Origin of the sequence: Amycolatopsis umgeniensis, from assembly GCF_014205155.1 — a bacterium.
Lineage (GTDB): Bacteria > Actinomycetota > Actinomycetes > Mycobacteriales > Pseudonocardiaceae > Amycolatopsis > Amycolatopsis umgeniensis.
Genome location: NZ_JACHMX010000001.1, coordinates 6,966,779 through 6,980,172, shown reverse-complemented (window position 1 = coordinate 6,980,172; position 13,394 = coordinate 6,966,779). Strand labels below are relative to the sequence as shown.

The following is a 13,394-nucleotide window of genomic DNA, read 5'->3' as shown; positions in this document are numbered from 1 at the left end:
CGTCGATCACGTGCCCGCATCCGTCGCACTTGTACAAGGGTTCGACCCACCGTTCGGGGCGTGGGCGATGTCGTCGCCGTTCCTGTCGATCATGCAAAACCCGCTACTGTGCGGCGTGTTCCCGCACACGCACACCCAGCGTTCGCAGTCGTGGGCGGTAATCGTGGCGACGGTCGCGGCGCGCATGGTCGGCACGTCCGGGTGTGGCGTGGCGGCGTCGCGGTTCATGGTGTTGGCCCCGTTCGTGGGTGGGCGGATGCCGCACGGTCAGTGGGTGGCGGCGAATTCGGCTTCCGCCGCTTCGGCGTCGCGAATGTGTTTTTCGGCGGCGGTGTCGGCGGTGTCGTGGTCGGGGTAGGTGTTGGACCAACCGCAATAGCAGTGCGCGGCCGTGGTGCCGTTCGGGTTGTCGGTGGTGTCGGCGTAGCACATAGCAATCCCCAATCACGTGTTTGCCGGTTTCCGCTTTCGGGACCATTCGCGCCCGGTGCGGCGATTTGTTGCGTTCCGGTTTCCCGGTGACACAACAAACGTAACTCGACCCCGGGACACCGCGCAATAGTTTTTGGGGTTGATTTCGGGGAATTTTCGTTTTTATTTCGCGCGAATGGCCACACTTTCACGGAAATGTTTGCGCAGGTCAGGACGGTTCGGATCACTTGAGACGAGAACAGCCGGCCGCAGGTGAAACCGCGGATAAATGCAGTCTTATTCGATAAGAAGAACAAGAACGAAGAAAAAGAAGATGGCGAGTGAGGCGGCGGGGCGAGCATTGGTGAAACGATGCCGGAGCCGCGTGACATCGCCGCCGGGCCTGATGTGTTCACCTGCTTGATGTCAAGCGAGTCTGGGATACCGATGGATCCCCCCAGAAGGGGTGTGACCTGCGGCAACGGCTGACATTGGGGGATCCACCTTAGGCGGATACCGGAGAACGAGGCTGATAGGCCGGGTCGGCGGCCCGACGGGTGGCAGTCACGCTGCGGGGCGGCGAGGGCTGTGGCGGTGGCCCCGCGTGATCGCGCCGACGGATGCGGCTCGGCATTCGACGCGCTTTCCGCACACGGGACGCCCCGACGGCATCGGAGTGCCCTGTCGGCACGCGGACGTCGCCACTGACATTCGACGAGAAGGGGTGCCAGCGATAGCAGGGAATACGATTGTGCGCGCACAGAGTTCTTTTTCTTCGGCCTCGAAGGTTGTGCTGTCACAGTCGACGCTAGCATCGGCGCAGCTGGGATCACGGCAGGAAATCGAGGTATTTCGCTGTTCCGCACAAATACCTTTACCGACCGGTAGCCGCGCCTCGATTTCCGTTTCGGCGAGGCGTGTTCGAGAAGCGGGGGTGTGTCATTCATGGCGCCGTGACTCGGGAGAGGTCCTCGACCGGTATCCCGGTGGAGCGGGCACGTAACCGCTCGACGAGGTCGACAGTGTCCGCGGTGGGCGTGGTGTCGATTTCGGTGAGGCGCGTCCGCAGGAGGTTCAGGGTGCGGGAGATGGCGTCGTGCCGGCCGAGCGCGTGCTGCAGTCGCATGATGTCGCGGTAGATCAGTTCGTTGTGCGGGTCGAACGCCCGCGCGGTTTCCAGCAGATCCAGGGTGTAGTCGGGATCGGTCCCGACCCGCGCGCGGGCGAGCGCGGCCACGGCGTCGAGCGCGTCGCGTCTTGTCGCCTCCCGGGTAGCGGTGAGCCAGTCGGCGTCCAGGCCGTCGGCCAGGACGCCGCCGTAGTGCGCCACGATGGCCTCGTAGCCCTCAGCGCGCCGCTCGGCGGTGCCGGCCCTACGGCGGCGGGTCACCGCGTCGGCGAAGGACCAGTAGTCCGCCTCCACGACGGCAGGGTCGAGTCGGTACTGGCCGTGCTCGGCCAGGATCAGTTCGCCGACGGTGCCGTGGGTGGCGGTGTCGAGGGCGCGGCGGATGCGGGACAAGACGGTCCGCAGCACGCTGGCGGGGTTGCGGGGCGGGTCGTCCGGCCAGAGGGCGTCGACGATCGCGTCCCGGGGCACCCCGCCGGGATGCACCGCGAGGAAGACCAGCAGCTCGAGCGGACGGCTGCTCAGCTCGCCCGTCAGGTCGCGCAGCTCCCCCTCGGCCTGGCCGGGCCGGGATCGCCAGTGCAGGACAGGTGCGCCGAACACCGCCAGCGCCAACGGCGCCGGTGGGCTCGGCTCCGTGCCGGTCGCGTGCGGGCGGGGTTCCTCGCCGGGTTCGCTGGCCGGGGACGGTTCCGGTGCGGGTGGTCCCGCGGTGATCTCCAGTCGTCGCGGGTCGCCTACGGACGGGCCGGGGAAAGTCGTGCCCTGCGTTGTCGCTGTCTGCCGGGGCCCGGGGGTGCCGCGAAGCGGGTCGTCGATACCGGCGCTGTCGTGGGGTGCGGCGGTGCGGAGGAAGGCCAGGAGGTCGCGGGTCGCGGTCTCGGGAAGGGTGAAGGCACGCTTCCCGCGCAGGGGCTCGCCGAGGCCGGGATCGGTGGCGGAGATGATCCCGCCGCCGGTGACGTAGGCGGTCACCCCGGCGCGCCACTGGCCCAGCAGCAGCGCGGTGATTCCGTGCTGGGCGTTGTTGTCGAGCAGGTGCTGCAGCCGTGCCTGCTGGCTCGGGTCACCGGGTGGGGACGTGATCAGGACGGTGGGTCGCGGCGGCGCTGGGGTCTCGAGGGCAGCCATGGCGGTGTCCAGGTCGGCCACCACGGTGATCGACTCCGGCAGGTCGGTGGCTGCTACCGGCACGCCGAGCAGACGGGCGACGTCGGCGCTGGGCACGTAGACGTTCTCAGCCGAGGTGGCCAAGAGGGTGAGCAGCAGGGCGCGGGCCGCGGCGTAGCCCCCGGGCCCGAGCAGGCCGAGCCCGTGGACACGGGCCAGATCGAGGGCGACCTGGATCCCCTCGCCTGCCATGGGGGCCTCGCCATCCGTGGCCTGGGGCGCGGTGTCGAGCGCGACGTCGACCACGGATGGCAGGGTCGCCGGTCCGGCGACCCTGCCGACCGGTGTGGCGGCGCCGATCACGCGCCGGACACGAGGTATGAGCATCGTCAGCGGGCCTTCGTTGTCCGGTCCTGCCGGTGCGGTGCTCGAGCGCGATACCGGGTCTTCGCCGCCGGGTTCACGGTGCTCGCGGCTTGCCGGGTCGCCTGTCGCGCTGTCGGTCTCGATGTCCAGTTCGAGGTCTTCGTCGTGGTGCTGAGCGCGCAGATGGGCCAGGCGCAGCTGGTACACCACCGGAGCGACGGGTAGATCGTCGTCGCGTCGGCCGCTGCCCGGCCGGTACCGCGCGTGGCGCCGCCGCCGCGCGAGCACGAGCACGGCACTGACCGCCGCGGCCAGGCCCAGGCTGACGAACACCTCGCCGCTCCCCCAGCTCACCGCGCCACCGGCGGGTCTGTCCGTCGCGGTGGCGACGGAAGGCGCCGCAGCCGAGGCAGGCTTGGAAGGAGCTGGCGTGACTGTGATCGGCGTCGGGGGCGTTGATCCGGGAGCGGGCGCAGAAAGCACGGATTCCGGCGGAGGCGATGCAGGCGAGCCGGACGGCGGGCTGGTGGCGGGGAGGTGGAGGGTGTCGCCGGGGTGGATCCGGTTCGGGTTGGTCAGGGTCCGTTCGCCGGGCTGGGCGCTGCCGTGGTTGAGGGCCCAGATCTCGGGCCAGCGATCACCGTCACCCAGGCAACGTTGCGCGATCCTCCACAACGAGTCGTGCACCCCGTTCTCCGGTGGGCGGACCCGCTCGGTCCCCGGCGCGGCCGGAAGCCGGGGCTGTTCATGGGCGACCGATGTCGTGGCGCCGGTCGCGGTGACAGCCACCTGGGCATGGCCGGCGGGGTGGGCGGCGTCGGCGGGGGTGAGGGGCGCGGCGGGGGCGGTACGGTCCAGGACGGCCACGAGCAGGGCGCCGACGAGCACGGCCGTGACGCGCCGTACCGGGCCGGTCTGCCGTTTCAGGTCCGGTAGCCGGGCGCCGCGGGCGACGTCGGCCGCGCACGCGGCGAGGTCGAGGACGAACACCAGCCACAGCAGCCAGGCCAGGCAGGCCAGCGTGTCAAGCAGAAACCGTGGAGACATCTGCGTCATCAGCACCGAGCCGATCTCGTCCAGGCCCGGCAGGCGCTCCGGCAGCGGCCAGCCCACGCCGGAGATCAGCGCCCACGGCAGGCCGGCCATCAGCGCTGTCAGCACGACGGCGGCGAACAGCCCCCGCGTCACCCGGCCCAGCAGCCGCGCGGTGCGCGTGAGCGGCGCGCGGCCGGGCATCAGCTACTCGCCGCGGCGAGGGCTGCCCCGCCATCGCTGCCGGCTTCAGGTGCGGGCGCGGTGGGCCGGGTGGCGCGTGGTGCGGTGACCTCCGGGGAGTCCTTGCCGGAGGAGCCGCTCTTCTTCGCGATGCTGGGGCGTTTACGTTTGCCGCCGCGGACAACCCTGGCTGCCTGGTCGCGCCAGTGGGTGAGGTCGGTGGCGGGAACGTCGGTGACCGCGGCGAGCTCGGGCAAGTCGATGACGTCACCGGCCGCGGTGAGGACCTCGCCGAGCTCGCGTTCGAGGTCGGCGAGCTGCCCGGCCAATTCGGTGTGCCGGCGAGCCAGCTCCCCGACGGTGGCCGCCGCTCGCTGGCGGCGGGCACTGCGCGCGGCGTCTGTTTTCTCCAGACGGCGGGCGATCTCTTCGTCTGTGGTGACCATCCCGGTGCTCTCCCTTCCGTTGGCAGGCCGTGGGTCAGGGCTCGATGCCGGTGACCCCGCGCTGCGGATGTGCTGCGCCCCGCCCGTGGGTGTGGATGTCGTCGATCCCGGCCAGCGACAGCAGTTGGGTCTGGTAGGTGGCGGTGACCTTGACGGTCACCGTGTCCCCGGCCACCGCGACGGTGCCGGTCGCGCCGACGCTGGCCAGGTACCGCTGCGCCAGGTCACGCGCCCGGGCCGGATCGATTCGGACGGTGCCGTTGGCGCGGTAGGCGGCGAGGTCGAGCGCCTGGGCGCCGGCGCGGGCGGCGGACTCGGCCTGCCCTCCGGCCCGGATCTTGCTCGCCAGGGCGAGTCCGCCGTCCAGGCTCAGCCCGGTCAGCGCGAGTAACCCGATCAGGAGCGCGAGCACGAACGCGGTCACCCGGCCTTCCTCCGCACTCCACCACCTGCGCAGCCGGTACGCGGGTGTACCGGGCACGAGGCCGCGCACGCGATCGTCTACCTGTTGCAGGGCCGGTCGCTGCGCTACGTCACGCTGCGGCCCCGTGGTGCCGGGCGTGCTGGTTTCACCGCTGTCCGGCCGCGCCGGGTCGACCTGTCCTCGGTGGCGGTCGTCGCGCACGCAGGGCCGCTCGCTCAGGCTCGCTATGTCTTCGAGGCGATCAGTGCTGACGGTTGGCTCGATGAGGGTGTGACCGTGGAAGACGTCCGTCTCGGCGCCTATCTGCACGGCGGACACGACGACCTCGCACTGATCGCCCAAGCCCGCCGGGCCTACGGGTTCTCCGACCGGCAGCCCGATCTGTGGGCTGAGATCGCGCAGGACCTCGTGGACCGGCACTGGACCGACATCGGCCGTATCGCCGAGGCGTTGCTCGAGCATCGGACGCTGACCGGCGCGCAGCTCCGCGCCTGCGTTCCCGCGCTTCCGCTCGTGCGCTGACAACGCCATCAGGCACCACCCCGCCGGGCCTGGGACCGGTAGGTGTCGACGACTTCGCTGGCGGACGAGACCAGGGTCTTCCCGCCGGGAACACCGAGCAGGACGGCTTGTCCGAAGTCCACGGTGCAGCGCACGTGCACGGTCACCGCACTGGCAGGAGCCAGCGTGCCGGACATCGTGGTCGTCACGTCGCGGCACACCACACCCGCCTGGGCCAGCGCGGCGCCGGCGGTGTCGCGAGCGGCGGTGGCGGCGGCCGTGGTGGTGCGGTGCAGGCTGGCGGCGCGGGCGGCCTGGTGGGCTGCGTCGTCGAGCCGCAGCCGCGCGGCGACACCGCGATGCACCACCACGGCCAGCAACACCAGCAGCATGACCAGCACCGGCGTCAGCAGGACAGCTTCGGCGGTCACCGAGCCACTCTCGGCACGCCACCAGGCCCGTACCCCTGCGACCGGCCGGCTTCCTCGCCGCGTCACGACTGCCTCTCCCTTGCCTGGTCGCCAGTCGTGGGCGGTGTGGGCGGACGGTGCGGTGGCAGCAGCGTGAGCCTGGGCCACTGCGAGGGTGGCCGTTCCCAGGAGAATTCCCCGGCTTGGGTGAGGTCGCGGGCGGCGGTGACGTGAGCGAACACGTTCCGCGGCAGCAGTTCCGCAGCTCCGGTCAGGCCGCGAAGCTCCTCGCGGCCCGGCAGCACGGCCAGGACACGATCGATGCGGTGAGCCAGGTCGGTGCGCCGCAGTTTCGCTTCCCACGCGCGGGTCAGCAGCAGGCAGCCGCGCAGATGCCGGGCGACCTCGCCCAGGTCGTGGTCGATCCTGGTGACCGCCTGGCGTGCCGCGGCCACCAGGTCCTCGCCGGCGTCGGGATCGGTGGCGAGTTCCTCGGCGAGGGCTCGCGCGTCGCGGCTACGGTCCAGACAGCACAAGGCTTCCCACACCACCCGGTGCGCCTCACCGGGAAGGGTGGGGTCGATCCAGGCGCGGGCGGGTGTTCGGTGCAGCTCGTCGACACCGGCCAGCAGTTCCCGCACCAGTCTCGCGGTATCGGCCTCAAGGTCGGCGAAATCCCTGCTGCGCCAACCTTCGCCGCGGCGCAACCGGGCCCCAGGAGCTGACTCGTGCAGCCTCCGGTACCCGCGGGACCCGCACGCGGCGCGCCAGCCTGCGAGCACGACGATCAGCACCACGGCGGTGAAAATGAACTTCCCGGCGAATCCACTTCCCGCCACCAGTGCGAATCCCACGACAGTGACCCCGCCTAGTCCTTTCAGGACAGTGCTCGAACGCGTGGCAGCGAGGATCCGCCGGCGCCGCCAGCGGCGCGTGGTGACGGCGGGGTGGAGCAGCACGGTGTCCGGTCCGTCCGAGAACACGCCGTCGAGCACCGGCGAATGACTGAGGTTGCCCATCAGGAGACTCCTGTCGGTCTCGCACCAGAAGCTGGCTCTGGGTAAGGAAAGTTCATCCGATATTGGGGCGACTGAGCAGTGCCATGAGCACAAAGATGATCTTCGCGTAGTCAAGGTCGCCGCACTGTGTCAACCTCTGAATACAGGGAGTACCATGCCGCGCATGACCAACCTGGATACTTGTCGTTGTCTTATATGCCTGGATGCCGACTCGCGCGAGCGACTCGATGCCATCGACACCGACACAGTCAAGAACGTTCGTGACAAGGGTGTCCACGTGGTCATGATTCTGGAGGACCACGAGACTGCCGGCTGGGCATTTACAACCGGCCTGTGGCACACGTATCGATCGCCAGAAGTCGCTATTTTTGGTTTGCCCAATGACATTGCTCATCGCTGCCTTCAGGCCGCAGCAGACCAAGCTGCTGCCGGGCGCCCGATGGCAGCCAACGAGGAGCGCGACGAGATCCTTAAGTCTCTCGCAGTTGCGCTTCGACCAGTCGATGAGAGTTGGCGGCGAAAGCTTTTTGGGGTCAATGTGAGCTTCTACCGCAATACCAGTCCAGCAGTGCCCTTCCTGCAGATGCTCTGGCCTGACCGCGAAGGTCGCTTCCCCGGACAGCAAGGATTTGCCACGGAGTACGAAGACCTCCAGCCCCATCTCTGGCTGTCCAGCGCACAGCACCCGGCAGGACTGTGGACCACGCTCTGAGACGGAACATCGTTGCGTCCCTGAGCTGAAGGGTGGGACTACCTTCATCAGCCACCTCCACCGCTTAGGTCCTCGAAGCTAAGGACTTCAGAATTCGTGAGTTCGTAGACGTTGGGCACGAAGCGCTCGACCTCGCCGATGGTTTCGGCGTGCACGTGCAGCTGCACACCGGGCAGGACCGCGGCGGCCTCGCCACGGACACTCACCGACACCGAGGTCGCGTCCCGGACCACGGTGAGCCGCGGGTCGCGTAGTGGGCCGGCGGCGAGGTCGTCGAGCAGCCGCTGTCCCGCGGCGTGTCCGGCGCCGGCGGTGCCGTGCTGGACGCGGGCCGCGGCGAGGGCTTGCGAGGCGGCGGTCTGGGCGACGTGAGTCGCGTGGGACCACACGGCGAACTGGATGATCGCCAGTAGCGCCAGCAGAAGCAGTGGTGTCGCGATGACCAGTTCGACGGTGACCTCGCCCCGATCTCCGGACAACGCACGGCGAAGGCGCCGGGTCAGCGGGCCACGAGGCCGCCGCCCCGAGGCGTGTCGGGCCGGCATGATCAGCCGATCCCGAGGTTGATCGAATTGGCCTTCTCGGTCAGTTTCGCGACGATGATCGCGATGATCGCGATCGCGGCGATAGCCATCAGGGCGGTGACGATGACAGTGGTGGTGATCTCGCCGCGCTCAGGTTCGGCTCGCAGCACGGCGATCCTCGCCGAGACGACTGTCCATATCGTACGGACATATTGTTTCATGACTCCTTCTTCCTTTCCTAGCAAGGCTTCTCGCCGTGACTCAACGCGGTTCAAAGCCCGTGGAGGACCTGGATGACCGCGGGATAGGCGATGAATCCCAAGAATCCGAGGAACAGCAACGTCACCGGCAGTGCCATGCGTTCGGTGGCGGCCTGGGCATCGGTTTCGGCGTCGGTGACCTGATGAGTCCGCAGCGCTTGGGCTTTCGCCGCAAGGGACGCGCGTACGCGAGCACCTTCGGTCCCAGCCAGGGAGATCGACGCGGCGAGTTCGGCGAGCTCGGTGATGTCGAGTTCCTCGCCGAGCCGGCGCAGCGTGGCCCACGACGTGGTGCGGGTCAGCTGGGCGGCGTGCAGCGCGCGGCGGATCTTGTCGAACGCCGGCCCCGTCCCGACGGCCGCGGCATCACCGAGAGCGGCCTCGACCCCGGCTCCCCCGGCGAGGGTGATCCAGACGAGGTCGAGGAAAGCCGAGAGTGCGTCGCGGAACTCGCGCCGCGACCGGGTGGCTTTGGCACGGACCTCGAGGTCCGGGGCCAGGAAGCCGAGCGCGGCGAGCACGAGCCCGCCGAGCAGCGGCACCTCCACTCCGAGCGACAGCCCGCCCAGCGCCAGCAAGGCTTGCAGGAGCCAGGGCGCCAGCAGCCCGGACATGGCGAGCAGGGCTTTGGATGCCAGATGGGTGTCGGCGCCGCGGCCGGTGACCCGCAGATCGGCCTCGATCTTCGTACCGGGCAGCCCGAGCATCCGCAGGCCGGGCACGAACACGCGGCCCCAGGCGCGCACCCACGCGGCGTCGCCGGTCAGGACGATCGGCGTAGTCGGCCGCCCGGCGCTGACCTGCGCGAGCCGCTCGCTCAGCGCCGGGCGGGGTGGCACGGCCCAGACCAGCAACAGCCACAGCCCGGCGCCGGCGCCCGTACCGAACACGAGAGCGGGGATCATGAGCGCTCACCTCCACCGGCGGTCGCTGCGCCCTCTCGCGCACCGGTGGCGTCCGGGGTGTCCAGGGCGAGTACCCGTGGTCGCCGTCCGCCGGTCGCGATCCGGGCGAGCCAGGCGAACCCGGCCGCGAACAAGCTCGCGATGAGCAGCAGGACGAGCTGGCCGGTGGCGGTGTTGTAGACGTCGAGATAGGCACGGTTGAACACCACAACCCCGACAGCGAAGCCGAGAGTGGTGGCGACGATGACCCGCACCGAAGTCCGAGTCCTCGCGCGGCCGGTCTCCACCCGCATCCGCATCGCGGCCTGCTCGCGGGCGGTGGTGGCCAGAGAGCCGAGCAGGTCGCCGAGCTGACGGGCCTGGTGCTCGGCCGCGAGCACGAGAGCGGCGAGGATGAGGTCCGCGGTCGGGTCGTCCAGCTCGCGCGCGAGGGCCCGCAACGCCGGCGCCAGGCGCTGCCCGCTTTCCAGCCTCGCTGCCAGCGTGGCGACCTCGCCGCGGATCGCCGCAGGCGCGAGGCCGGCGGTGGCGAGGACGGCTTGCTCGAGCCCCGCCGCGGCGGACAGGACATCGCGCAGCATCTCCGTCCACGACGCGATCGCCTCGATCCGCGCGACCCGGCGGGCGTGGGCGCGGTCCGGGCCGACCAGCTGCGGCAGGAACCACGCTGCAGCGGCGGCCAGCACCGCGCCGACCACCCAGCCGGTTGCGGCGCCGGTCAGCACGCCCGCGCCGATGACTACGGCCAGGCGCGGCAGCCCCCGCCGGTCGCCGACCCGAGGGCGTGCGGAGCGCAGCAGCGGGTGAGAGCGCGAGGACACCGCCGCGGGCCGGCGCCAGGCGGACACGATCAGCAGCAGGCCGACAGCAGTGCCCAAGCCGAGCGCGGCGGCGATCATGGTGGTGCTGTCGATGCTCATGGCGTCCACCACCCCTCCGGACGGGCCAGCAGATCGGGATCGAATCCGGCGGCGGCGAGGTCGTCGAGGGTGTCGGCGCGTAAGGCACCGGCCACCGGGACGGCGCGGCGGTCCGGGCCGCGGCGGTAGACCTCGTTGGAGATCACCGCCCCGTCCTCGGCATCGATCACCTCGCGGATCGAGGCGATCACCCGTGTCCTCCGATCGACGGCCCGATCGAGGTGAACCACGAAATGCACCGCAGAGGCGACGAGCAGCGCAGTGGCCTCCAACGGGAGCCGCTCCGGTCCCTGGGCGGCGTAGGACGCGAGGCGGGTGAACGCGATCTTCGAACTACTGGCGTGAAGGGTGGCCATTGAGCCGTCATTGCCCTGCGACATGGCGTTGCACATCGGGATGACCTCAGACCCGCGGATCTCCCCGACGATGACCCGGTCCGGGGACATCCGCAGCCCCCACCGGACCAGCTCCGCCTGATCGATGGCACCCTCACCCTCGACATTGGCCTCGCGGGCCTGCAAGGCGGTGACATCGGCGTGCAGCTCGGGATCCCGGTCGAGACCGAGTTCGAAGGCGTCCTCCACCGTGACGATCCGCTCCAGCGGGTCCATCTCCGCGGCCAGGCCCCGCAGGAGCGTGGTCTTCCCGGCGCCGGTGCCACCGGTGATCAGCACGTTCTTCCGCGCACGCACCATCGCGCGCAAGAACCGCTCCAGCCCTATGTCGAGGGTGCCGCGACGACGCAGCTGTGGGAGCGTGGCGGTGAGGTAGCCGTGCCGGCGGATCGTGCACGCCGTCACTCCACCCGCTGTGAGGCCGAGGACCGCGAAGAGCCGCTCGCCGCCGGGGAGCTGGAGGTTCAGCGCCGGACTGCCGCGGTCGAACCGGCGCTCCTCCGACGACGCCCGGGCCGCGAGAGTGCGGATCAGGTCGGTGAGTTCGAGGTTCGACGCCGCCACCGGGGCCACCTGGGCGCGGCGGCCGTCGTTGTACTGCACGAATACCCGGTCGAAGCGGTTGACCGCGATCGTCTCCACCAAGCGATCCGCCAGCAGCGGCTGCAGCCCGCCCAAGCCGAACACCTCGTCCAGAACCTGGTCGACGACCCGCTGTTCCGTTGCCGAATCCACCAGGGCACGCCCGGCCAGAAGTTCAGCCTCGCTGTGCCCGGCGACCGCGGTGTCGAGGACGCCGCGGCCGATCTCGCGACGCCGCGCCGCGCTCACCCCGCCGCCGCTCGCAAGGGACACGGTCTCGACCCGGCCGGGCAGGTCCGTGGTCAGCGCCTGCCGGAGCCGGGCGCGTAGCCGCTGCTCGGCATCGCCTCCGTTACCCGGCGCGGCGGACGGTGCGGCTGGGTGATGGATCTGAGTCATGCCAATGGCTCCTTCCCGGCGATGCTGGGCTGATGGCCGTTGTGCCGCGGACCGATTTCGTGCGGCGGCGCGGACACCGGGTATGGCCCGAGGCCGGGTGGGCTGATGAGCACGCCACCGGGCCGGCGCACCTGCTGCGCAGGTACACCCGGGACACCGGCCGGCATCGTCGCCGGTGGCGAGGCGGTAGGACTGGCGGGTTCGGCCAGAGTGCGGGCGAGAGCCGCTGCGTGGCGCGCAAGGCCCCCGTTGGTTCCGCGGCGGCGAGCCAGCGGCTGCCGATGACCGGTCAGCGTGGCGGCAGTGACCGGGTCGTGCGGGAGACGCCCGATCGCTGGTACACCCAGCTCACGCTCCACATCCACGGTCGGATAGCCATCGCCGGTCAGCAGCAAACCGGAACGTGGCGTCCAGCGCGCGAGCTCCCCCAGCCGCGCCGCGGTGTGGGCGAGGTCGGCGCCCTGAGTCCCGGTCACCAGCACCAGGGCATCGGCGCGGCGCGCTATCGCCTCGGCAGGTGATCCGGGATCCACCCGCCCGCAATCCGCGAACACCACCACATCCCCGTCGCTGGCCACCGCGGGTAGCAGCGGCCCGTCCGGGGCCGTGGCCAGGGTCGACAGCGCGGCACGCGCGTGCGTGCCGCCCGGCGGGGCCACCAGCACGCGGGCGCCGCTGGGAAGGGCCTGGGTGTGGTCCCACACCACTGCGGGATCACGGGTGCGGCGTGCCGCGGCGGCGAGGCTCACCAGCCCCGGGGTGGCCGGCAAGCCGAACCGCATCGCCAGATCACCTCCGGACGGATCGACCTCGGCGACCAGCCGGCGCGTGCTCTCGGCGTGCGGCCACGTCATCGTCAGCGCGACGGCCAAAGTCGTCACGCCCGGCGAACCTTTCACCGAGCACAAGGCGATCAGCATCACCGCTCACCACCCACCGGTTGCATCACCAGCGCCAGCTGCCCGGCCGGGACCTGCGCCAGCTGCGACGCCACGGAGTTGTCAAGATCCAGTGAGACCACGGAAGTCTGATCCGTGCTCACAGGGGCGACCCCGACGACCGTCGCACGCCAGGACGTTCCCGGCGCTTGTCCGGTGGCCGAGCTTCCCGCCGCGGTGGCGGCGGTGACGACGACGGTCACCGAGGCTCCGGCGGCCAGCTCGGGCGGGGCCTGCCCCGGCTTCACGACGACCGCGACCACCGCCCGGCCCACCGCCGGGAGCACGGCAGCGCCCACCGCGTCCGGAGTCAGCAGCGTTCCCGCGCCGAGGCTGGTCGCCATCGGCCGCCCCAGCACATTCGCCGCCCGATCCGCCGGAACCAGCGCCACACCCGGCGCGGCGGACACGTCGATACTGCGCAGGTCGCTTGGGGTCAGCACATGCCCGAGCGGGACCGGCTTCGCCAGCGCCAGCACCGGAACCCGGTCCTGGGTGCTGGTCGTCCACCACACCGCGCTCCCGACACACAGCACCACCAGCAGCACTCCGGCCACCAGATGCGGCAACCGGCGCCGCCGACCCCAGCGCGCAGCCGACCTCGATGGTGAACCTGAGGAATCCAGCCACGACACCGGCCGGGATTCACCGGTCGCGTTGTCGCCGCGCGCGGGACTGTCTGTACTGGTCACGAGAAACCCCTCCAGGCATAGCTCACCCGCACCACG

Annotated in this window: 15 protein-coding genes; 2 read left to right on the top strand and 13 right to left on the bottom strand. The window is 70.6% G+C overall.

All coding sequences use genetic code 11. The features are described 5' to 3' along the window. Positions 1 to 267 precede the first annotated feature (267 nt). The 4 genes from HDA45_RS32520 to HDA45_RS32505 form a co-directional block, all read right to left on the bottom strand. Positions 268 to 432, bottom strand: coding sequence for a hypothetical protein (locus HDA45_RS32520; protein WP_184901809.1), 165 nt, complete (start codon positions 430 to 432; stop codon positions 268 to 270). A gap of 922 nt (positions 433 to 1,354) precedes the next feature. Beyond that, positions 1,355 to 4,252, bottom strand: a complete 2,898-nt coding sequence (locus HDA45_RS32515; RefSeq protein WP_184901807.1) for a BTAD domain-containing putative transcriptional regulator — start codon at positions 4,250 to 4,252, stop codon at positions 1,355 to 1,357. Beyond that, positions 4,252 to 4,677 carry a hypothetical protein gene (locus HDA45_RS32510; protein ID WP_184901805.1) on the bottom strand — a complete coding sequence of 142 codons (426 nt, stop codon included), beginning with the start codon at positions 4,675 to 4,677 and terminating at the stop codon, positions 4,252 to 4,254. The genes HDA45_RS32515 and HDA45_RS32510 overlap by 1 nt, the downstream gene beginning before the upstream one ends. A 34-nt stretch (positions 4,678 to 4,711) precedes the next feature. Then, on the bottom strand, positions 4,712 to 5,101 hold the full coding sequence (locus HDA45_RS32505; protein ID WP_184901803.1) for a hypothetical protein: 390 nt from the start codon (positions 5,099 to 5,101) through the stop codon (positions 4,712 to 4,714). A gap of 84 nt (positions 5,102 to 5,185) precedes the next feature. Between HDA45_RS32505 and HDA45_RS32500 the strand changes: the two genes are divergently transcribed. Then, positions 5,186 to 5,623, top strand: coding sequence for a hypothetical protein (locus tag HDA45_RS32500; protein ID WP_184901801.1), 438 nt, complete (start codon positions 5,186 to 5,188; stop codon positions 5,621 to 5,623). A gap of 8 nt (positions 5,624 to 5,631) precedes the next feature. On the opposite strand, the gene HDA45_RS32495 is transcribed toward HDA45_RS32500, so the two are convergent. Further along, positions 5,632 to 6,033, bottom strand: coding sequence for a TadE/TadG family type IV pilus assembly protein (locus HDA45_RS32495; protein WP_343072207.1), 402 nt, complete (start codon positions 6,031 to 6,033; stop codon positions 5,632 to 5,634). Between the two features lie 62 nt (positions 6,034 to 6,095). Beyond that, on the bottom strand, positions 6,096 to 7,031 hold the full coding sequence (locus HDA45_RS32490) for a hypothetical protein (protein ID WP_184901797.1): 936 nt from the start codon (positions 7,029 to 7,031) through the stop codon (positions 6,096 to 6,098). A gap of 163 nt (positions 7,032 to 7,194) precedes the next feature. Here HDA45_RS32490 and HDA45_RS32485 point away from each other — a divergent pair, with 163 nt between their 5' ends. After that, positions 7,195 to 7,743 carry a DUF4262 domain-containing protein gene (locus tag HDA45_RS32485; RefSeq protein ID WP_184901795.1) on the top strand — a complete coding sequence of 183 codons (549 nt, stop codon included), beginning with the start codon at positions 7,195 to 7,197 and terminating at the stop codon, positions 7,741 to 7,743. Positions 7,744 to 7,790: 47 nt separating this feature from the next. On the opposite strand, the gene HDA45_RS32480 is transcribed toward HDA45_RS32485, so the two are convergent. The 7 genes from HDA45_RS32480 to HDA45_RS32450 are packed head-to-tail and all read right to left on the bottom strand — an operon-like array spanning position 7,791 to position 13,358. Next, positions 7,791 to 8,288: a TadE/TadG family type IV pilus assembly protein gene (locus tag HDA45_RS32480; protein ID WP_184901793.1), complete on the bottom strand. Its 498-nt coding sequence runs from the start codon at positions 8,286 to 8,288 to the stop codon at positions 7,791 to 7,793. A gap of 2 nt (positions 8,289 to 8,290) precedes the next feature. Next, complete coding sequence (locus tag HDA45_RS32475) at positions 8,291 to 8,488, bottom strand: hypothetical protein (protein ID WP_184901791.1); 198 nt, start codon at positions 8,486 to 8,488, stop codon at positions 8,291 to 8,293. A 50-nt stretch (positions 8,489 to 8,538) separates the two neighbouring features. Continuing rightward, on the bottom strand, positions 8,539 to 9,432 hold the full coding sequence (locus HDA45_RS32470) for a type II secretion system F family protein (protein ID WP_184901789.1): 894 nt from the start codon (positions 9,430 to 9,432) through the stop codon (positions 8,539 to 8,541). Then, entirely contained in the window at positions 9,429 to 10,352 is a 924-nt protein-coding gene (locus HDA45_RS32465; RefSeq protein WP_184901787.1) for a type II secretion system F family protein, read from the bottom strand. The genes HDA45_RS32470 and HDA45_RS32465 overlap by 4 nt, the downstream gene beginning before the upstream one ends. Next, positions 10,349 to 11,728: a TadA family conjugal transfer-associated ATPase gene (locus HDA45_RS32460; RefSeq protein WP_184901785.1), complete on the bottom strand. Its 1,380-nt coding sequence runs from the start codon at positions 11,726 to 11,728 to the stop codon at positions 10,349 to 10,351. The genes HDA45_RS32465 and HDA45_RS32460 overlap by 4 nt, the downstream gene beginning before the upstream one ends. Then, the gene (locus HDA45_RS32455; protein ID WP_184901783.1) at positions 11,725 to 12,648 is read right to left on the bottom strand and encodes a CpaE/TadZ family protein; all 924 of its coding nucleotides are present in this window, start codon (positions 12,646 to 12,648) and stop codon (positions 11,725 to 11,727) included. The genes HDA45_RS32460 and HDA45_RS32455 overlap by 4 nt, the downstream gene beginning before the upstream one ends. Continuing rightward, on the bottom strand, positions 12,648 to 13,358 hold the full coding sequence (locus tag HDA45_RS32450; protein WP_184901781.1) for an SAF domain-containing protein: 711 nt from the start codon (positions 13,356 to 13,358) through the stop codon (positions 12,648 to 12,650). Before HDA45_RS32450 ends, HDA45_RS32455 begins: the two co-directional genes overlap by 1 nt. Between the last annotated feature and the right edge of the window lie 36 nt (positions 13,359 to 13,394).

What these genes read in the sequence shown, in the direction of transcription:
- HDA45_RS32520 (WP_184901809.1), bottom strand. Translation starts at nt 432, where the DNA reads ATGTGCTACGCCGACACCACCGACAACCCGAACGGCACCACGGCCGCG.
- HDA45_RS32515 (WP_184901807.1), bottom strand. Translation starts at nt 4,252, where the DNA reads ATGCCCGGCCGCGCGCCGCTCACGCGCACCGCGCGGCTGCTGGGCCGG.
- HDA45_RS32510 (WP_184901805.1), bottom strand. Translation starts at nt 4,677, where the DNA reads ATGGTCACCACAGACGAAGAGATCGCCCGCCGTCTGGAGAAAACAGAC.
- HDA45_RS32490 (WP_184901797.1), bottom strand. Translation starts at nt 7,031, where the DNA reads ATGGGCAACCTCAGTCATTCGCCGGTGCTCGACGGCGTGTTCTCGGAC.
- HDA45_RS32485 (WP_184901795.1), top strand. Translation starts at nt 7,195, where the DNA reads ATGACCAACCTGGATACTTGTCGTTGTCTTATATGCCTGGATGCCGAC.
- HDA45_RS32480 (WP_184901793.1), bottom strand. Translation starts at nt 8,288, where the DNA reads ATGCCGGCCCGACACGCCTCGGGGCGGCGGCCTCGTGGCCCGCTGACC.
- HDA45_RS32475 (WP_184901791.1), bottom strand. Translation starts at nt 8,488, where the DNA reads ATGAAACAATATGTCCGTACGATATGGACAGTCGTCTCGGCGAGGATC.
- HDA45_RS32470 (WP_184901789.1), bottom strand. Translation starts at nt 9,432, where the DNA reads ATGATCCCCGCTCTCGTGTTCGGTACGGGCGCCGGCGCCGGGCTGTGG.
- HDA45_RS32465 (WP_184901787.1), bottom strand. Translation starts at nt 10,352, where the DNA reads ATGAGCATCGACAGCACCACCATGATCGCCGCCGCGCTCGGCTTGGGC.
- HDA45_RS32460 (WP_184901785.1), bottom strand. Translation starts at nt 11,728, where the DNA reads ATGACTCAGATCCATCACCCAGCCGCACCGTCCGCCGCGCCGGGTAAC.
- HDA45_RS32455 (WP_184901783.1), bottom strand. Translation starts at nt 12,648, where the DNA reads ATGCTGATCGCCTTGTGCTCGGTGAAAGGTTCGCCGGGCGTGACGACT.